General features: G+C 44.6%; 18 protein-coding genes. 14 read left to right on the forward strand and 4 right to left on the reverse strand.

Features of this window, described 5'->3' with window-relative positions:
* Positions 1-3 precede the first annotated feature (3 nt).
* The 3 genes from btuC to ACXAD4_RS07785 are packed head-to-tail and all read left to right on the forward strand — an operon-like array spanning position 4 to position 3,649.
* On the forward strand, positions 4-996 hold the full coding sequence (gene btuC / locus ACXAD4_RS07775) for a vitamin B12 ABC transporter permease BtuC (protein ID WP_475240293.1): 993 nt from the start codon (positions 4-6) through the stop codon (positions 994-996).
* A 37-nt stretch (positions 997-1,033) separates the two neighbouring features.
* Complete coding sequence (gene btuD, locus ACXAD4_RS07780; RefSeq protein ID WP_475242730.1) at positions 1,034-1,795, forward strand: vitamin B12 ABC transporter ATP-binding protein BtuD; 762 nt, start codon at positions 1,034-1,036, stop codon at positions 1,793-1,795.
* Between the two features lie 42 nt (positions 1,796-1,837).
* Positions 1,838-3,649 carry a M3 family oligoendopeptidase gene (locus ACXAD4_RS07785; protein ID WP_475240295.1) on the forward strand — a complete coding sequence of 604 codons (1,812 nt, stop codon included), beginning with the start codon at positions 1,838-1,840 and terminating at the stop codon, positions 3,647-3,649.
* 130 nt (positions 3,650-3,779) lie between these two features.
* On the opposite strand, the gene ACXAD4_RS07790 is transcribed toward ACXAD4_RS07785, so the two are convergent.
* On the reverse strand, positions 3,780-4,433 hold the full coding sequence (locus ACXAD4_RS07790; protein ID WP_475240297.1) for an outer membrane beta-barrel protein: 654 nt from the start codon (positions 4,431-4,433) through the stop codon (positions 3,780-3,782).
* A 290-nt stretch (positions 4,434-4,723) separates the two neighbouring features.
* Here ACXAD4_RS07790 and ACXAD4_RS07795 point away from each other — a divergent pair, with 290 nt between their 5' ends.
* From ACXAD4_RS07795 to ACXAD4_RS07825, 7 genes are all read left to right on the forward strand, one after another.
* Positions 4,724-5,104, forward strand: a complete 381-nt coding sequence (locus ACXAD4_RS07795; protein WP_475240299.1) for a hypothetical protein — start codon at positions 4,724-4,726, stop codon at positions 5,102-5,104.
* 47 nt (positions 5,105-5,151) lie between these two features.
* A complete protein-coding gene (locus tag ACXAD4_RS07800) occupies positions 5,152-5,904 on the forward strand; it encodes a DsbA family protein (protein ID WP_475240301.1) in 753 nt (250 codons plus the stop codon).
* 223 nt (positions 5,905-6,127) lie between these two features.
* Entirely contained in the window at positions 6,128-7,651 is a 1,524-nt protein-coding gene (locus tag ACXAD4_RS07805; RefSeq protein WP_475240303.1) for a DUF1800 domain-containing protein, read from the forward strand.
* 3 nt (positions 7,652-7,654) lie between these two features.
* Positions 7,655-8,965, forward strand: a complete 1,311-nt coding sequence (locus tag ACXAD4_RS07810) for a DUF1501 domain-containing protein (RefSeq protein WP_475240306.1) — start codon at positions 7,655-7,657, stop codon at positions 8,963-8,965.
* A 301-nt stretch (positions 8,966-9,266) separates the two neighbouring features.
* Entirely contained in the window at positions 9,267-10,814 is a 1,548-nt protein-coding gene (locus ACXAD4_RS07815; protein ID WP_475240308.1) for a DUF1800 domain-containing protein, read from the forward strand.
* A gap of 12 nt (positions 10,815-10,826) precedes the next feature.
* Entirely contained in the window at positions 10,827-12,140 is a 1,314-nt protein-coding gene (locus tag ACXAD4_RS07820) for a DUF1501 domain-containing protein (RefSeq protein WP_475240311.1), read from the forward strand.
* Positions 12,141-12,497: 357 nt separating this feature from the next.
* Positions 12,498-13,550, forward strand: a complete 1,053-nt coding sequence (locus tag ACXAD4_RS07825) for a hypothetical protein (RefSeq protein ID WP_475240314.1) — start codon at positions 12,498-12,500, stop codon at positions 13,548-13,550.
* Between the two features lie 345 nt (positions 13,551-13,895).
* Here the strand turns inward: ACXAD4_RS07825 and ACXAD4_RS07830 are convergent, their stop codons facing one another.
* Positions 13,896-14,909, reverse strand: a complete 1,014-nt coding sequence (locus ACXAD4_RS07830; RefSeq protein WP_475240316.1) for an IS110 family RNA-guided transposase — start codon at positions 14,907-14,909, stop codon at positions 13,896-13,898.
* A gap of 115 nt (positions 14,910-15,024) precedes the next feature.
* Between ACXAD4_RS07830 and ACXAD4_RS07835 the strand changes: the two genes are divergently transcribed.
* Together ACXAD4_RS07835 and ACXAD4_RS07840 are read left to right on the forward strand one after the other, a co-directional pair.
* A complete protein-coding gene (locus tag ACXAD4_RS07835; RefSeq protein WP_475240318.1) occupies positions 15,025-16,050 on the forward strand; it encodes a hypothetical protein in 1,026 nt (341 codons plus the stop codon).
* On the forward strand, positions 16,034-16,228 hold the full coding sequence (locus ACXAD4_RS07840; RefSeq protein WP_475242731.1) for a transposase: 195 nt from the start codon (positions 16,034-16,036) through the stop codon (positions 16,226-16,228). The genes ACXAD4_RS07835 and ACXAD4_RS07840 overlap by 17 nt, the downstream gene beginning before the upstream one ends.
* Positions 16,229-16,411: 183 nt before the next feature.
* On the opposite strand, the gene ACXAD4_RS07845 is transcribed toward ACXAD4_RS07840, so the two are convergent.
* A complete protein-coding gene (locus tag ACXAD4_RS07845) occupies positions 16,412-16,750 on the reverse strand; it encodes a winged helix-turn-helix transcriptional regulator (RefSeq protein WP_475240321.1) in 339 nt (112 codons plus the stop codon).
* Positions 16,751-16,931: 181 nt separating this feature from the next.
* Between ACXAD4_RS07845 and ACXAD4_RS07850 the strand changes: the two genes are divergently transcribed.
* Complete coding sequence (locus ACXAD4_RS07850) at positions 16,932-17,426, forward strand: hypothetical protein (protein WP_475240324.1); 495 nt, start codon at positions 16,932-16,934, stop codon at positions 17,424-17,426.
* A 247-nt stretch (positions 17,427-17,673) separates the two neighbouring features.
* Entirely contained in the window at positions 17,674-18,621 is a 948-nt protein-coding gene (locus ACXAD4_RS07855; protein ID WP_475240327.1) for a LysR family transcriptional regulator, read from the forward strand.
* 95 nt (positions 18,622-18,716) lie between these two features.
* Here the strand turns inward: ACXAD4_RS07855 and ACXAD4_RS07860 are convergent, their stop codons facing one another.
* The gene (locus tag ACXAD4_RS07860) at positions 18,717-19,724 is read right to left on the reverse strand and encodes a zinc-binding alcohol dehydrogenase family protein (RefSeq protein WP_475240328.1); all 1,008 of its coding nucleotides are present in this window, start codon (positions 19,722-19,724) and stop codon (positions 18,717-18,719) included.
* Positions 19,725-19,877 lie beyond the last annotated feature (153 nt).

Below are 19,877 nucleotides of genomic sequence, written 5' to 3' on the forward strand. Positions count from 1 at the left end.
CTCATGCTCTTAAATGATCTTCTTGTTCGCCGGCAAGCGCGATGGCGCATCGGTTTTATCACTGCCGTTATCGCATTAGTTATTGCGTCTTTTCTAGGGCTTTCCGTAGGGGAAATCTTCATTTGGCCTTGGTCTGCTCAGACTGGCCTTGAGCAGCAGCTGTTAATACAGCTTAGGTTACCTCGTTTATTGGCAGCTATGGCTGTAGGTGCCTCTTTGGCGGCCTCAGGAGCGGTACTTCAAGTCCTATTAGGGAATCCGTTGGCAGAGCCGGGCGTGCTTGGGATATCAGGCGGTGCCAGCCTTGCGTTAGTGATATTGTTATTTGTTCTGCCTTTTGCACCAACACCTATTTTAATGATGATCGCAGCAATGGCTGGGGCACTGCTGTTTACTCTTGTTCTGGTCGGTTTATCTCGGCGGAAGCGGGTTTCAACAGCCCGTTTGCTGCTCATTGGTGTGGCTTTGGGGATTTTGTCCGGTGCTGCTGTGACCTGGGCCTTTTATTTCAGTGACGACTTAAACCTGCGCCTATTGATGTATTGGTTGATGGGGAGTGTTGCAGGGGTGAGTTGGCAGCAACTGGTCTTGCTGCTATTTATCCTACCTGTACTACTATGGCTTTGCCTACAGGGTCAAAAACTGGATTTATTAATGCTGGGCGAGCACCAGGCCAAACAACTTGGGTTAGATGTAGAAGCTAGCCGTTGGCGCTTGATTCTTGTTGTCTCCCTTTTGGTTGGCTCATCGGTTGCCATGGCCGGCGTTATCGGTTTTATCGGTCTAGTCGTGCCTCATTTGATACGTCTGGCGCTGGGTACAGAAAACAGGTATCTACTGCCGTTGTCGGCGATATGCGGTGCATTGCTATTAGCCTTAGCTGATACCCTCGCAAGGGTTATGCTACCGGCAGCTGAGTTACCGGTTGGGGTGGTGATCACTAGTTTGGGAGCGCCGGTGTTTATTTGGATGCTCATGCGCTCGCAGATTAATTAAGGGGTTGTGAATGGAAACGATAAAAGAGTCACAACCTGTGGTGCTTTCGGCTAAGAATTTGGCGATGCCACCGCGGCTACTACCGGTTTCATTTTCGGTCCGTCGAGGTGAGATTGTTCATTTGATCGGCCCCAATGGCAGCGGCAAGAGTAGCGCGATTTCAATGCTGTCTGGATTGGTTGAGGCTAAAGGTGAGGTCAGCCTATCTGATGAGTCACTCGAAAAGCTAGATCTCCCGCGACTGGCCAGAATGCGTAGCTATTTGTCGCAGCAGGACAAACCTGCCTTTGCGGTAGGGGTATATCATTATCTGTCTTTGGCCCTGTCTCCATTGGGGGAGCTATCTGCTGGTAATGTTCAAGAGGCGATAGATGAAGTCTGCGGCGCCTTGAAAATAATCGATAAGCTCAATCGTAATATCCAGCAGTTATCGGGTGGTGAATGGCAGCGAGTAAGGTTGGCTGCTGCCTGTCTTCAAGTGTGGCCGACTCTGAACCCTGACGCCCAGTTACTGCTGTTGGATGAACCAGCTGCGGCATTGGATATCGGCCAAGAAGCGATTATGTACCAAATAATCCGTCGACTAGCGGGCAAGGGGATCGCGGTGGTTATGGCCAACCATGACTTGAATCGTACCCTCCGTGAAGCGGATAAAGTGATTTTATTGAACAACGGTTCATGTGTGGCGAAAGGAAAGCCACAGGACGTCATGATAGTAGACACACTAGAAGCTGTCTTTTCTACGCAAATACAGCGGATTGAACATGAAGGCAAATCTTGCCTATTGTTTACTGATTAACGCTTTTTTTGACGAATGCGTAATGCTCATCAAGGAGAACGAATGAACACACCGAGCTGGGATCTTTCCATTGCTTATCAGGATCTGAATGATCCAAAAATCGAACAAGATCTTGCTACTGTAGAGGCACTTTTGCCGCAGTTGGCAACATTGGACTCAACGTCATTGCAAGGACTGGCTTCCGCGCTGGCAAAACAACAAGTCGAGCGTGTGAAGGTGATGACCCTGAGTGCGTTTGTAAATTGCATATTGTCGGTAGACGCTGCTGATGAACAAGCCAAAAAACTCTTAGGCAAGGTCAATGTCTTGCAGTCCCAGCTTGACCAAGCCATGACGCCATTCATGCAGGCGATTGTAAAGCTCAGCCTTGAGGACTTTGATGCTTTGCTCGAAATGACTGAGGGTGACGAGGCGCTATCGTCATGGCGTTTCCTGCTTGAGCGCGAGCGATTGCTAAAGCCACAGCAGTTGTCTGTTGCTGAAGAGCAGTTGCTTACTGCACTGGACGTTGATGGCAAGCTGGCGTGGGGACGTCTCTACGACAATATCACCGGCAGCCTAAAGGTCACTTTGCAATTACCTGATGGTCAGCAAGAACGTATGGGGCTATCACAGGCGGCGAGTATTCTTTATGGCGGTGACAGCCTGCGCAGAGAACCTGCTTGGCGTGCAATCTCTGAAGCGATGACAGCACATCAGGAAAGCTTTGCTGCCATTTTGAATGCACTGTCTGGTGCTCGCCTTACCGAATATGAGAAGCGTAGTCACTCCCAGCAGGTGAACTTCCTTGATCCAAGCTTGCATACCAGCCGCATTGAAAAAGCCACGCTGGATGCCATGATGGCTGTTGCTAAAGACAACCGTCATATTGGGCAAAAAGCAGGATTGCAAATGGCGCGCTTGTTTGGCACTGACAAGCTAAAACCTTGGGATGAGATGGCTTCTATGCCTGATTTGTCCGGTGGCGAAGGCTCTTCATATAGCTTCGAGCAAGGCATCGATATTATCCGTGAGGCGTTTGCGGATGTTGACCAGGAAATGGCTGACTTCGTCGATATGATGGTGGAGAACAAGCTTATTGATGCAGCCCCGCAGCCAAACAAGCGTTTGGGTGCCTACTGCACCAAATTTGCTGATAGCCGAACCCCGTTAGTCTTTATGACCTGGGGCGGCAGTATGTCGGATGTACTCACTTTAGCCCACGAACTGGGCCATGCCTTCCATAACTGGGTGATGAAAGACATGCCATTGGTGCAAACCCGCTACCCGATGACGTTGGCTGAAACCGCCTCAATTTTTGCAGAAAACGTGGTGCGTGATGCCTTGATGGCCAAAGCCGACAGTGAGCAAGAACAGCTGCTGATGCTATGGGAAGAAGCGCAGTCTGCCTTGGCACTTATGGTTAACATCCCAGTACGCTATGAGTTCGAAAAAGCTTATTATGAGCAACGTAAAGACGGCGAGTTTACGCCAGACCAGCTTAAGGCGCTGATGTCTGAAACATGGCAGGAGTGGTACGGCGAGGCCATGAACGAAACCAATGAGATGTTCTGGGCCAGCAAGCTGCACTTTAGCATCGCAGAGATCAGTTTCTATAACTACCCATATCTATTTGGCTACTTGTTCAGTAAAGGGGTCTATGCCCAGCGTGAAGCGAAAGGCGATAGCTTCTATACCGACTATAAAGCCTTACTGCGTGATACGGGCTCGATGACGGCAGAAGAGGTGGTAGAGAAACACCTAGGCATGGATATCCGTCAACCCGCGTTCTGGCAGCAGAGCGTGGATATGGTTGCCAAGCAAATTGAGGAGTTTGGGTCGGTGATTGGCAAGTTCAATGGCTTCCGTCACTGATGTGAGCCATATATTTACCTAGTTACAAAGCAAAAAAAACGGCCTGTTTATACAGGCCGTCGCTTTAACCTAGCGTAAGCGAATAACTCCGAAGAGGAATGTCTAGCGAGAACGTTGATGAGGCGTTCTATTAGAAGCTGTAGCGAGCACCTAGCTGGAAGTTTGTTTCAGCGAAGATATCGTAATCAATGCGAGATAGGTTTGCTTCTAGGCTAACGTGATCGGTAATTTGAACGTTGTTACCAAGGCGAAGCTCGTACATAGTGTCGTCGTAGTCAGCTACGCGAACGGCAGGCTCAACCATCCACTTATCCATTACTTGGTAACGAGCACCTAACTCACCGGTGAAACCTGATTGCTCTTCGTTATTACTGTACTTACCGAAGAAAGAGCGGACATCAATTTCGATACGAGATTTTGAGTAACCCGCAAGACCATAAACAGTAAAGTTATCCTGAACTGGCATGTAGTAACCCACACCCATAAGGCCATTCGAAACGATCAAGTCGTCAACAGCAGATGCATCACCACGCATTTCAACAAAGAAGTTGTCGGTGAAGTTCCAGCTACCACGTAGGTAAAGACCTGCAGCATCATCAGATAGGGCTGTTGCGTAATAACGGCCGTTGAGTTCTACAGCTTCAGATGGCAGGTCTTTGTTAAATTTGCTGTACTGAAAACCACCAGAAATGTAGTCGAAGTTCTGGGTCATTGGCTCTTGAGCGTTAGCAGCGAAAGAAGCACCTACAAGTGCAGCCAAAGGTAGTAGCATTAACTTTTTCATGATTGTCCTAATTATGTATTCGAGACTTAAAGTCTGTTATCTAGTGAGCTAGGTTTAACCTGCTCATTTATTGTTGCGGTGAATAGTAACGATCAATAAAACGCTGTTCAATAGCATTTTTGTGATCCATACATTTCAATACAATCGGCGTACAATGTCCGCGGGGAGGTAGGGTGAATATAAATTGAGCAATAGAAAGTTATTTTGCTTTTTGAGTTGGAACTTAATGTGCCAGAAAAGCACTAACCCTTACCTCTGAATAATCGGCTTGATGAAGAAGTATTAGTAACGTGAATAGCTATGAGCAATTGATAAATAAGGCAAAAGCCAGTATTGGCATTATCGGCTTTGTGGTCGTGTTTTGCTTTGTTTCTACGTTACAGCTCAAAGTCGTTGATGCCAACACATATGCGAGCAGTGTCCCTGAGTGGCAACGGATCTCGCCCAAACAAAGTGATGACCAAAATGAGACTGGTGTCTGTAGCCTGAGTGAAAAGCTCATCCGGTACCAGGTTTTCTCGGATGAAGGGGCAGATACACCACTTATTTTGTTTACTCACTTTGATATGGAATGGCTGCCAACGCCGTTAGCTTATTTTTATCGTTACTTTGAAGAGCTGGTGTACTTCAAGACACGGCTTCATTTGCGGCATTGTTGCTTTCTGGAGTAAAGCGTTAACGACTTCAACTTGTTAACGTATTTAATCTAGGAAAAATCATGAAAAAATCTATTATTCTGCCGCTAGTGGCTGCTGTGACATTCTCTTATTCTTCTATTAGCTTCGCTGAGCCATTAAACCAGAACCAGCAAGAGAAGCTGGAAAAGATCGAGGCGGTGTTGGTTGAAAACCCAGACTTGATCGATGGCCTGCTGACAAGCTTGAATCTGTACCTTGATCAGCAAAACCGCCAATCAGAAATGATGGCGAAATACCAAGACTGGATTTATAACAACCCGCAGCATACGACAATTGGTAAGGCGGATGCAGCGTTCACTATTGTTAATGTCACTGATTATAACTGCCCATATTGTAAGAAGCTGGATCCAGTTCTCGAGCAGCTGGTTGAAGAAATGCCTAATGACATTAGAGTCGTGAACATCTATGTGCCGCTAAAGCAACAAGATGTGAAGGGATTGGGTACTAGTTCAGCAGAGTTTGCCCTGAACGTATGGCAGCAAAATCGCGATGCCTATGAGCAAGTTCATCAGTTGTTGGTAAAACGTCCTCAGATGCACGATAAAACCTCACTTACTCGTATTGCCAAACATACGGGGACCGAGGGGAGCTTAGCGCGCCAAGATGAGACCCGGGCGATGATCGATAAGAACTACCAGATGTTTACCGAGCTCGGTTTACGTGGGACGCCTGCGATGATCATGGGCACGGAAATCATTCCGGGCTATATGCCTATCGAGCAATTGCGTCCAATCGTTAAAGCACAAATCGCTCAGCAGCAAAGCAAGAGTTAATACTTTTTGTATTGCATGATAGTAAGGCGGGTGTATCCCGCCTTTTTTAAACCTTCTCTTCAAACTACTCACTCCTAATATATTTCAGAGGTTAAGGGTTAGCTAATTGCTACTTTAGTCCCAAAAAAAGGATATTCATTTCTTCTATTGATGCTTCTGAATCATTATTAATATTGAATAAATCCTTCAAGAACAATAATGACTAAGGAGAGAGGTATGTGCCGTGGCTAGCTCAATATATGAACCGGAACAGGCGGCGAAATTCCTGTACCGAGCCACCTTCGGCCCAAAGTCCGGGGATGTTGAAGACTTTTTAAACATGGGGCAGGAGGCCTGGCTCAACGATCAGTTTACGCGTAATTGGCGTTTACACCGTCCGTTAGTTGAGCAATATGCAAAAGCCAGCGGCGACAATATCAATGAAAATGCTCGCTTAAGCGCTTGGTGGAATCGCAGCTTAACATCCGGTGATCAGCTCAGGCAGCGCGTCGCTTATGCATTAAGTCAGATCTTCGTTGTATCGAGAAGCGGAGGTCCAAATTCTGAAGCGTTAGCTGAATATTACGATGTTCTGATTAAACACGCTTTTAGCAATTTCCGAGATTTACTTGAAGCCGTCACACTGAGCCCCGCAATGGGGAAATTTCTGACCCTTGAAGGGAGTCGCAAGGCTGATCCTGAGAAGAATACTTTTCCCGATGAGAACTATGCCAGAGAGGTCATGCAGCTATTTAGTCTTGGCTTATGGCAGTTACAAAATAATGGTATGCCAAAGCTCGATAGTCAGGGAAACAAAGAGCCGACATACACCCAGCAAGACGTCGAAGAGTTAGCAAGGGTACTGACTGGCTGGCGACGTGATACCTATCTCAAGCCTATGTATGCTGATCACCGACGTCACGACTTTGGCGAAAAGCGAGTCTTAGGCCAGACTTTTCCCGAAGGTCAGTCCCCAGAGCAAGATTTATCACAAGCGCTAGATTTATTGTTCAATCACCGCAATACACCCATGTTTATCTCAGTTCTACTGATTAAACGTCTGACCATAAGTAATCCCCGCCGCTCTTATGTCCAGCGGGTAGCGGATGTATTCAAGAATAATGGCAAAGGTGCTCGTGGTGACATGACTGCGGTGATCAAAGCCATATTGCTGGATCAAGATGTCATTGACGGTAAAGCAATGGCGGATCATCAAAATCACGGTTCTAATGGCCGTAACTTCGGTAAAGTGAAAGAGCCTGTTATCGCGATGGCGAATCTGTGCCGAGCCTTCAACGTGAAGAGCAATGATCCAAGCCGCTGGTGGGATTTTCCCGGTACCCAGAGCAATTTTGGTCAGGCCCCATTGCGAGCCCCAAGCGTGTTCAATTTCTATGAACCTGATTATGCCCCTAAAGGTGAAATAACAGATAAGCAATTGTCGGCACCGGAGTTTGCCATCCTTTCAATGGACAGCATGCGGCGTATCTCTAACCGGATGTGGACCATGATATTGTCTCATGACAGTACTAAACAAAAGCATTGGTCTTGGAATCGTTCACAGTTCGAGAATCGGGTAAACAAACCCGACGAGTATATTGCGTTGCTCAATGAACGTCTCTTTGCGGGGTTAATGTCGGCTGAGCTAGCCGGGTTTATTCGCCAAATGTTGGACGAAATGAGTGCAGCGAATCGTAGTGATGATAGAAAAATCAATGACACGCTGTTTGCCATTCAATGCTCGCCAGAGTTTCGCTGCCAGGAGTAAATCATGAAATTATCACGTCGACACTTCCTGAAAGGCTCGGTAGCGTTAAGTGCGACTTCGGTTGCGCCTGCTTTGACCGGATTGAATATGGCCCATGCTTCTGAGGAAGACTATAAAGCGTTGGTCTGCGTGTTCCTGTTTGGCGGGAACGATGCTTACAACATGGTGATCCCTGCCACAGACAGTGCTTACCAGACTTATGTGCAAGCGAGGCCCAACCTTGCCATTGCTCAGAAAGAGTTAGTGCCGTTAAGTATTGCTACTGAAAACGATATTCAGTTGGGTTTACACCCTGCAATGGAAAGCCTTAAATCAGCTTTTGATGAAGGCGATGCCACAGTCATTGTAAATTCAGGGCAGTTAGTTGAGCCTATCATTGGTGAGAACAACCCTAATAGCCGAGTGCCAGATTTTCTAATGGCCCACAACCTGCAGCAAACCATGTGGCAGTCGGGTGCAGAAAACATGAATGACAAACTGGGCTGGGCGGGTCGCATGATTCAGGAAATGAATCTGTCCGGCAGTTTATCCCCACTGATGTCTTTGAACGGAGAGCAGAAGTGGTTGCGGAACAACACTGTCGAGCCTTTGGTAATGACCAGCGATGGGGCAGGCAAGTATAACGGAATGAATAACAGCGACCGTGTTGGTGCCATGATGCGTCATTTCGAAGAGAAGTTTGCCAATCTGTATACGGAAAACTACTCAACGACTATGGCTAGCCGTTATTACGAGAACGACGCATTGGATGAAGCATTGGGGGCCGTTGGAGATCTTGATGGTTTCCCGCAGACAAAGCTAGGCAATATGCTTCATACCACCGCCAAGTTAATCAAGGTAAGAAACGCAGCGGAGCTGAAGCATAACCGCCAGATCTTCTTTGTCGGCTTAGGCGGCTTTGATACCCATAAAGATCAAGCAGAAGCTCATGCGGGTCTGTTGGGCCAGGTGTCTGATGCACTTGCAGCCTTTTACACAGAGATGAAACGGCAAGGGCTATCCGACAAGGTCACCGCTTTCACAATGTCTGATTTTGGTCGTCGAATTATGGCAAACGAATCAGGCACTGATCACGGCTGGGCAGGGCATCAGTTGGTCGTTGGTGGAGCTGTAAAAGGAGGGAAAGCTTATGGTAAATGGCCAGATCTGACACCGGGTAGTGAATATGACTACAACAATGGCCGTTTGATCCCAGAGATCGCCGCCGATCAGGTCAATGCCACATTGGCAAATTGGTTTGATTACAATGGGGATTTAGAAAAGCTATTCCCATCTTTAAAGACATTCCCAAAAAATACCTTAGATTTTCTTTAAGACAGAGGCGGAGTTATTGATGGAAAGAGCTAGCATGACGCTGGCTCTTTTTTTAACCATAGATCTAGAAGTAAAATATCGTCTTATCTATCACTTGCTTTTAACATTGGAGCTTCAAGGTATTGTTAACTTCTTCAATGGGTAAATGTAAGAATTTTTTATTTGTTATCCTGTTCCCAACCCTTATTTCGATTCGAATGAATTGACGTAAAATCAACATTTGTTGCTTTCGGAGTTCCTATTATTCAGCCGCTTAATGTTTTAAGCGTAAAGACGCTGAATGAATCAATAAGGAAGAGCAGTGGCAATAACAATTAATGATTCGGTTCAGGCAACGAAGTTCCTGTACCGAGCGACATTTGGCCCGAAGCACGGCGATGTCGAAAAGCTTCTTGATTTCAATGGCGGGATAGATGGCTGGTTTGAAGATCAGTTTTCCCGTCAGAACATGCACTTGAACCTTGCTCGCAAAGTGGCAGAAGACACTGGTGAACCATTAAATGAAAGTGCCCGAATGAGTGCATGGTGGCAGCGTTCACTTACTGGAGGAGACCAACTCCGTCAACGAGTCGCGTTCGCTTTGAGCCAGGTATTTGTCGTCTCGAATAATGGTGGCCCGGGTGGGGAAGGCTTGGCCTCATACTACGATGTGTTGGTGAGAAATGCTTTTGGTCGATTTGATGAACTATTAAAAGCCGTTACTTTGCACCCGGCAATGGGGCAATTTTTGACCTTGGCTGGAAGCCGGGCTCACAATGAGCAAAATAATACTTTCCCAGACGAAAATTATGCTCGTGAAGTTATGCAGCTATTTTCTATTGGCCTATGGCAATTAAATATTAATGGCCAACCAATATTAGATAATCAAGGAAAGCCGATTCCTGCTTATTCCCAGCAAGATGTTGAAGAACTGTCCCGTGCATTAACCGGGTGGCGAAAGGACAAAGATGCTGACGGGAAAGACAGTAATACTAAATCCATGGTGAATAATCCGGACTGGCACGATGAAGGTGCTAAGTCAGTGTTAGGTTTCGATTTTCCTGCAGGCCAAAGTGCTAGCGATGATTTGGATATGGCCATCGAGCTGTTATATCAACACTCAAATACGCCGGTCTTTATCTCACGGCTGTTAATTCAGCGTTTAACCATCAGTAACCCTCGTCGTGATTACATTGAACGAGTTGCACGGGTCTTTATTGATGATGGTGCGGGCGTACGCGGCAATATGAAGGCGGTGATTAAAGCGATTCTGCTTGATGAAGATTTGCTTGAAGGCCGTGCAATGGCAGATCACCAGAACTTTGGTTCTAATCCACGTAACTTCGGCAAGGTCAAAGAACCAGTCATTGCGATGACTAACTTCTGCCGAGCGTTAAACGTCAAAAGTAATGATTCTCGCCGCTGGTGGGATTTCCCTGGACTTCAGAATAACTTCGGTCAAGCGCCATTACAGGCACCGAGTGTATTCAATTTTTATGAACCTGATTACGCCCCGAAAGGGGAAATAGCCAATAAAGAGCTTACCGCTCCGGAATTCAACATTCACACGATGGACTCCATGCGCCGGATCTCCAATGCAATGTGGGGCCTTATCCTGAGCCATCGATACACCCAGCAGAAGCAATGGACATGGGATAGAACGCCTTTGGAAAACAGGGTAGATGATCCTGAGCGCTACATGGAGTGGATTAATGAGCGGATCTTCTTTGGCTTGATGTCAGATGAACTGCATCACTACCTTGAAAATCTGCTTATTGAGATGACTGACAAAAATATTGGTACAGATAGAAGAACGTTTGCAACGCTATTTGCTATTCAATGTTCCCCTGATTTCCGTTGCCAAGAGTAGGAGTTATCCAAAATGAAAATGTCACGTCGCCACTTTTTGAAAAGCTCTACTGCACTTGGCGCATTATCAGCAGTACCCGGTTTATCATTGAGCAAACATGCGGTTGCTGGTGATGATGGATTTAAAGCCCTCGTTTGTATTTTCCTCTTCGGCGGTAATGATGCTTACAACATGGTGGTACCTGTAGATGCTCATTATGATGAGTACGAAAAAGCTCGGCCAACATTAGCGATTGAAAAGCATGAGCTGGTAAATATCGGTATTCAATCAGAAGCCGGCAATAATCGCCCGGCAGTTAGCCTAGGCTTACACCCAGCGATGGCGCGGTTGGAGTCTGTGTTCAGGGACAACAATGCGACAGTGATTGTGAACTCAGGCCAGCTTGTTGGCCCAATTATCGGGGAAGGTACCCCGCACCCTGTCCCAGACTTTTTGATGGCGCATAACCTACAGCAGACCATGTGGCAGTCGGGTGCGCTCAACATGGAAGACAAGCTCGGGTGGGCGGGTCGTATGGTTGAAAGTGTATATATGTCCAACGATTTATCACCGATGATGTCATTGAACGGCGAGCAGAAATGGCTCCGCAATGATGTGTATGAGCAAATGGTTATGACGGGAGGCGGTGCCGGTAAATATAACGGGCTAGATCAAGACGAACGTCGAGAAGCGCTGGAAGATCATTTTGATCGTCAGTTCAATAACCTCTTCAAAGACAACTACACGGATGTCATGTCGAGTCGTTATTATCAGAATGAAAGGTTGGCTGAATTACTGGGTGAAGAGGATGATGATACCGTCCGCTCTTCATTGGGCGAGCAGCTCCATACCACGGCCAAGTTAATCAAAAAGCATGCGGAAATGGGACATCACAGACAGATTTACTTTGTTGGTCTTGGCGGCTTTGATACCCACCATAATCAGAAGAATACCCATCATGCGTTATTGGAGCAGCTTTCAGATGCGATGGCAGACTTCTATGATGATCTTAAAGACATCAACATGCTGGATAATGTGACGACCTTTACCATGTCTGACTTTGGCCGCCGTTTGATGGCTAATGATACAGGTACAGACCATGGTTGGGCGGGTCATCAGTTGGTAATGGGCGGTGCTGTGAATGGCGGTAAAGCCTACGGTAAATGGCCTGATTTAACGCCGGGCAGCGAGTATGACTACAATAATGGCCGCTTGATCCCAGAAATCGCAGCTGACCAAGTTAATGCGACACTGGCAACATGGTTTGATGAATATATTGATGTTGAAAAACTATTTCCATCATTAGAAGCGTTTGAGCAAAACACGATACCGTTTTTGTCGAAGTAACCAATAACCTCGCCTAAGTAATACCACCTATGTCGCTCCTTCTACGGAGCGACATTTCGTATCTGAATACTGCAAAGCGCCACCTCTACATCCTGAAATACTTCACATATTCATTATTGATGTTTGTACTACTCACTACATGGAGTAAAATGCATGGATATCTGTACTTTGCTGTTTGATTTGTTGTGTGCGAAAAGAATGGTCAAGGGAGTAAGATCTAAGGAACGTTGTGTTCTTGGGGCATGATATACGATCTTCTTGCGAATATCTCTTTCGCGTATATCGAGTTTTGGGCGGATATGCGAAAGGTGTACGTAAAATAAAATGTTAGCTTTACCGAGATAATGGAGATTGAAATTGAATACAGTAACTTTTGACTTTTCTGGTGAGATTCCGTTTGAAGTCACAACTATAGATCTCAGTACAGGAGACAAACCTATATACATTGGTTTTCCTTTCTCTGGGTACCCTAAAGTGGTTTCAGGAAATGTATCTCAAACTGTGAATTCATTAGTCATTGATTCGAATATTTTTGGCGATATATGGCAAAAACGTAACAGAGACAATATAGAAGCAATGATAAATTGCGTGAAACGTTACGGCTTGAATTTTTCGACAATATTTGCAGCATCTGAATTGTACCTTGGATACTCAAATCCTGACCAAGCAATGGATGAATTCAACCAATCACTATTAGATGACTACCAGTGTGGATACCCAAAAGAAGCATTGGAGAACTTTAAAGGTTTAATTAGGTCACATACGAACAATATTCAATCTAATGTTGACATAGTTAAGGCATATTTGGTCATCGTTAAAAATATATTTTTAACACCAGGTGGTGTAAAAAAACATGTAGAGATACTTACTGAAACAGTAAAGTTTAACAATTTACCGCAATTTGGTTTTGTAATGCTTTTGTCTTTGGTCTTGTTTTACGCTCGTAAAAATCAGTCTCAATTTGATAAAAAAATGATAAGCAAGATTGATAAAGATATGCAATTGAAATCGAAGAGATCTGATGAGGAAAAGTTGTTAGACAACATGGCTAAAGATCTTTGTATGTTTATATCTGCAACTGAATTTCTATACAGTTTCCGAGACAGAGTTTGTGATATATCTTGGTTAGCTTCAGGCGATGCGACTGTGGGCTTAATGATGCAGGAACTCGAATATTGCTGGCACCAAGCCTCTTGTGAAATGGATAAAGGCTTTAAAGAGAGTTTTATGTCCGAAGTTAGGCTGAAAGAAACAGGTAAATGTCATGAGGCATTACAACCTTTGGTAGAGAAATATTGGTCAAAGAACCTCTCAATGCCTTCAACTTCGTCAGCAGATTTACATCAGAAAAAATTGAATCTCATAAACTATGCAGAATCGATCATGAATAACTACCAGTGGAAAAGCTAACAAAGCATTTAAGAGTGATTCGCAACGCTTGGCAGTTTCGCTTCGCTCAAGTATAGCCAAGCGTCGCTCACACCTTAATGCGGCTACATGGACTCCCCCGGTTGTCAACAATAGCGTCAGGTAATATAAGGTTTGGGACTGCCGCTCTACATTCGGTCTGTTTACTGGCTTTTGATGCCATGACCCTGATGACACTACGCGGTTGCGGTTCCTCATTCGTTAGAAGGCATCTACAGTGCCCGCCGCATTATCAGGTTTTCCCGCAAAAGGTCTGAACCTTACATCATCATTGGCTATTGCAATGACCCGGTGAAGTTATCTATTCCGTTAGAAAAAGTTTGGTTTTTATATTGGTTGATATTCGGTGTCGTTACTCAGTAGCGACCAGATAATTCGTGCGTTCTTGGCTGCCAGAGCAACAATAGCGCGCTTGAAGCCTCGTCGTTCGACCAAGCTTTTGCACCATAGACTGAGGCGATCAGTTTTATTTCCTATGGCCGAGATAACCGCTCTGGCACCGTGAACCAATAAGGTTCGCAGGTATCTATCTCCTTTTTTTGTTATTCGACCAAGCCTCGGCTTTCCGCCGGTTGAGTATTGAGACGGAACTAGACCGAGCCAGGCGGCAAAGTCACGGCCTTTATCAAATTGCTCACCTTTGCCGATACTGGCGATTACAGCGGTTGCGGTTATCGGGCCAATACCAGCAACTTTCATGATTTTTTGCGCGTTATGGCTGCATGAAACCAGCATATCGAAGCATCGTTCCTGGTCAGCGATACGTTGATTTATATTCAATAAGTGGTCGTAGCTATCGGAAAGGATAGCCCTCGCGAGATCGGGAAGTTGGTTGTCAGCATCTTCAAGTGCTTCTGGAATTGCTGTTTGTAAGGCATGTCGGCCTTTTGGTGCGATGATACCAAATTCGGCCAGCATTGCTCGCATCTGGTTTAACAGTGCTGTTCGCTCATGAACCCAGTTATCGCGAGCGCGATGAAGGAGCAAGATTGCTTGTTGCTCAGGTGATTTGATCTTAACGAAGCGTGTTGAAGGGCGGGTGACAGCAACGCAAATTGCTACGGCATCATTGAGGTCATTTTTGGCACCCGTCCTGAAAGGCGCCACATATTTGGAAGCCATTATTTTTGTTGTATGGCCGAGTTTAGCTATTTCACGAGCCCAGTAATGGGAAGCGCCGCAGGCTTCCATCCCGACGATAGCCGGTGGGATATTGGCAAAACTAGAAAGGACTTTCGATCGGGTTATTGTTTTATGGATCAGCACCTTGCCTTGGTGATCTTCACCGTGGATACTGAACGAATGTTTGGCTAAATCAATGCCATAAATTGATTGTGACATGGTGGCCTCCAAGAACTGTAGTCAGACTTACCAAGTGTGGCAAAGTCTGATGAGGGGGAGTCCATGTCATTCGTTAAATTTAATCGTTATACCGATGATTATTAAAGGAAGGTAGATGCAAGACAAAATAGCTAGAATTTGTTGGAATACAGAAGGCTGGGTAAAGCCATCAGGGCCTCAAGGAAAGTCAAAAAATAAAGAGGCTTATGAAGACCAAGTAGGTTATGGTCATGAGGAGTGGCTATTTGACACTAGTAAAATAATAAATGGCTATCATTATAGCTTTCTACAGCCTGCTAATAATGGAAGAAATGCGCATAAAGGGAAAACAGTCAATATTCATCTCTATACAATAAATAGTGAAACAGGTACACGGTGGTGGGTTGGTGAAATAGATAATGTAGAGTTAGTTCACGATGAAGAGTCATTGCTAGTATATGATGAATATAAAAAACGTGGTTGGCTTGATGAAATGGTTCAAGACTTAAAGGAAGTCGGAGCCGAATTTGAAGATTTAGAATCATTTAATCCTAAACATTTTGTTAATGTAAAGTTTAATCCTAATAATGTTAATCTAGAATCACCACCAAAGTTGTTTTCAGCTAAAGATCCGTCAATAAAAGCTACTTATTATAACTTTCAGCAATACGATGGAAAACCAAAATTCATTACGTCCGGATTTAACTTTGTGGCTGGGCATAATCCTGGTAAAGATCTTGGTTGGACTGCTCATTCTGATCATGAAACACAAGTTGATTATATTCATAATCGAATCCAGAATGGTGCATATCTTCAATTGGTACAACAGTTTGGAAGTTCTAATGTAGGCACGGAGCAAATAAATACTAATGGGACAAGGGTGGATTTAGTAGTCAAGACATCTTGCTCTGAGTACACTTTTTATGAAATAAAAACATCACCATCTTTATTGGGGTGTATAAGAGAGGCTCTTTCTCAATTGATGGAGTATGCTTATTTCCCCTCAAAAGAGAATGCAAATAAGTTAATAATAGTTTCACCAAATAAAATTGATAAGGATATTGCTGAATATTTAATTTACTTACGTGATAAGTTCAGCATACCGATTTATTATCAGTACTTTGACTTAGATTTGGCTAAGCTCGATCCTAAAGTCCACTAAAACGGGGAAGAAAACACCGCAATATTCACTAGAATTTAAGTTGAAAGCGGTGCAATGGAGCTTCGAGACTCACCGAACCGTTAAATCGGTAGCTGAGGCATTAGATATTCATCCATTCATGCTTTCTAAGTGGCGAAAAGCATACAAGGATGAGGCTTGGCTTTTGCATAGAAGGTAGAGATGTGACAAGTAGTGTTAGTGCATCATTCTTTATCAGTGCCTTTACTAATTCGAGCTAATTAACGAGTTCTGAAGTGTGAAGCACTACAGCTTCTAACCCGACAATAGCTGGAGGAGAATTGGCAAAGCTAGGAAGGACTGTAGTCAGACTTACCAAGTGTGGTAGAACCGGATTAACCCGCTAGGCCTTCTCTTGTTCTTGAATATATTTGATCCCCCATTGTTCAATGGTTTCTAATACAGGTTTGATTGATTCTCCAGTCTTTGTAAGAGAATATTCAACCCGAGGGGGAACTTCGGCATAAACCTTTCTCTTAATTATTTTATGCCCCTCAAGCTCTTTAAGTTGCTTTGTAAGCATTCTTTGTGTGATGTTTGGAATCAGCCGTTGCAATTCGCTAAAGCGCCTAGTGTCGTTCCATAGATGAAATATAATGAAACCTTTCCATTTGCCGCCGATGATGTCTAATGCGACTTCATATGGACAGTCGGGATTACAAGTTTGGCTATTATCCTTCATTATTTCCTCAATAGTATACATTTTGTGCGTGACGCACATTTTTGTGCATTCTTGTTGGTATCATATTAATGTAATAGGATTGCTACATCAACTGTATGCAAGGATGATTACAATGGAATAAATAAATAATAGCTTTGGGATTAGATTACGTTTAATTGATTTTCTAAGTAAAGTGCCGGTGTTGATTGTATCTACTACTGCCACTTTGATTATGTTTTATTTGGTAATGTTTGTTTTGAATCCAAATATTGATTCAGGTAATGGATTTAGTGTTATAGAGCTTCAGTTGGCATTTGATAAAAGTGTTGGCTTGAACATTATTAATCAGTGGGGTGATGATGGTATTTCATATTTCTTAGATTGGATATTTATCGACTATATTTATGCGATTTCATACTCTTTGTTTTTTTCTTCGCTTTTAGCTTTCCTTCTTCGTAAAAAGGGGTATCACCCTTACTCAAGATTAAATGTAATTGTTTATATTCCATTTTTTTTAGGTTCTTTAGATTGCCTAGAGAATACAATAGAGATTTATTTTTTGCGATACCCGAGTGAAGTTACTGATGAAATATTTTATTTTCATTCTATAATTGCCGCGGTGAAATGGATGACATTACCTTTGATAATTATGTTTGTGATTTACATATTGGCATCTGGCCCCAAAACATCAAAGTGACTATGGACTTCACTCGATTAGTGGACATGAATAACCAATTAGGAGATTGCTATGCCATCGTATAGAGCGGGAAGAAAACACAGTAATACACCCTTGAGTTTAAGCTGAAGTTGGTACAATGGAGCATTGAGACTCACCGAACAGAAACGTTAGTGGTTTCCGTTGTGATAACGGGTTAAAAAGTACTTAAAGTTTCAAAACTATCCTTATATTATTTTGTATAAGCCGCCACGGATAAGGGTTATCAATGTCCATTACCAACCAACTATCATTGTTCCTCGATGTTGTGCAGCAAGGGTCGTTCTCCAAAGCGGCAGCACTGCATGATATGGACAACTCTTCACTTTCCAAGCAAATCAAAAAGCTGGAAGCTGGCCTTGGCGTGCAACTGCTCAATCGTTCAACCCGCTCTTTTGCTTTGACACCAGCAGGGGAGGAGATTTTGCAGCAGGCCCAGCTGCTTATCGATACCTTGCACAACATCCATAATATCGCGGACTCATACCAGTCGACGCCGAAAGGCACTATTCGTATTACCTCGCCAGTATTTCTTGGGCAGGAGTATCTTCAGCCGGTGATTTCGCGATTTATGCAGAAATACCCGGATGTCAAAGTGACGTTGTCGTTGGATGATAAGAAAGCTGACATCATTGCCGATCACTATGATTTGGCCTTCCGGATTGGCAAACTGGAAGAGTCCAACCTGATCGCCAAAAAAATTGCCAATACCCATTTTGCTGTTATAGCTTCTAAAGCTTTTATAGAAAAACACGGCACTCCAACAACTCCAGAGTCGCTCGCCGAGCTACCGGCAGTGGTTTACAGCAATGCTGATACTACCTTGGATCAAATGTGGATGAGTGATAAGCCGCATGGAGACAACTTCAAAACATACAAAATGAAAGGTAACTACAAGGTCAGTGATGTCCGAATGATGGTTGCTGGAGTCAGGGATGGTTTGGGTTATGCGGTGATTGATCTTTATAACCTTAACCAGAATATCGAAGAGCAGGGGATAGTGACGTTACTGACGGATCACGTGATTTCCAGCAAAGATAGGGCGGTGTATGCGGTCTATCCACACCGTAAGCAAACGCCTTTAGTACGCGAGTTTATCCAGGCTTTCCAGGATGATATTGGTGATCCGCCACGTTGGGTAAGCCATGTCCCCAACTATGCGTCACTGTATCGCTAGTAAATAGAAATGACGCGATAGCTGATAAATAAAAAAGGGCGCTCACTGTAAAAGTGAGCGCCCGTCTATGGATTTATTACTACTTGGGTAACAGCTTAAAACCCTTCAAGCACAATCTTGCCTTTCGCTTTGCCTGTTTCCAAAAACTCATGGGCTTTTCGCAAGTTCTCAGCATTAATCTTGCCGAAGTGGTCACCGACTGTGGTCTTGATATCACCATTGTCGATCATTTCCGAGACCTCGTTGAGCAACTCATGTTGTTCTTGCATATCCGGCGTTTGGAACAAGGAACGGGTAAACATCAATTCCCAATGGATAGACACACATTTGGTCTTGAATGGGACAATATCTAACGATGCAGGATCATCAATCAAGGCAAATTGACCTTGGGGTTTGATCACTTTTACGATCTCACCAATGTGTTGCTCGGTATTATTCAGGCTCACCACGTAGTCAACCTCATCAAGCCCATGTTTCTCAAACTCTTCACCAAGAGGGTTGCGGTGGTTGATGATATGGTCTGCGCCCAAGTCTTTGAGCCAATCAATGGTCTCGGGACGAGAAGCCGTTGCAATCAACTCCAGGTTGGTAAGTTGTTTGATTAACTGCACCATAATTGAACCAACACCGCCGGCAGCACCAATGACCAATATACGTTTGTCAGAAGCCGTTCTTACGACATTGAGGCGATCAAATAGTAATTCCCACGCCGTAATTGAAGTCAGCGGCAGGGCCGCAGCATCTGCAAAAGAGAGTGATTGAGGCATTTTGCCCACAATACGCTCATCGACCAACTGCATTTCGGCATAGCTACCTGAGCGAGAAATATCACCGGCATACCAGACTTTGTCGCCGGGCTTGAACAAGGTCACGTTCTCACCGACCGCTTTTACGATACCCGTAGCGTCCCACCCAATCACTTTCCATCTACCGTCTTCAGCAGGTACCCCTTGGCGTATCTTATAATCCGCTGGGTTAACTGAGATAGCCTGAACTTCAACCAGCAAGTCATGGCCTGTGGCTGTTGGCGTGTCTAACGTAATGTCCTGTAGTGATGCTTCGTCTTGGATTGGTAGATTGCGCTGATAACCGACTGCTTTCATGATGACCTCGAACCGTATGTTTGATGGAAAGTATAATGAAGGTTTGGCAGGTAGTGGGAAAGAGTCAGAATATCCAATGATTATGGATTTTTCTATCCATAATGGCATGGGCAAAGTATGCTACCGCAAACGTCAGTAGCGCGAATAGCGTGT

It is taken from the genome of Photobacterium sp. AWH4_225 (genome assembly GCF_056158405.1).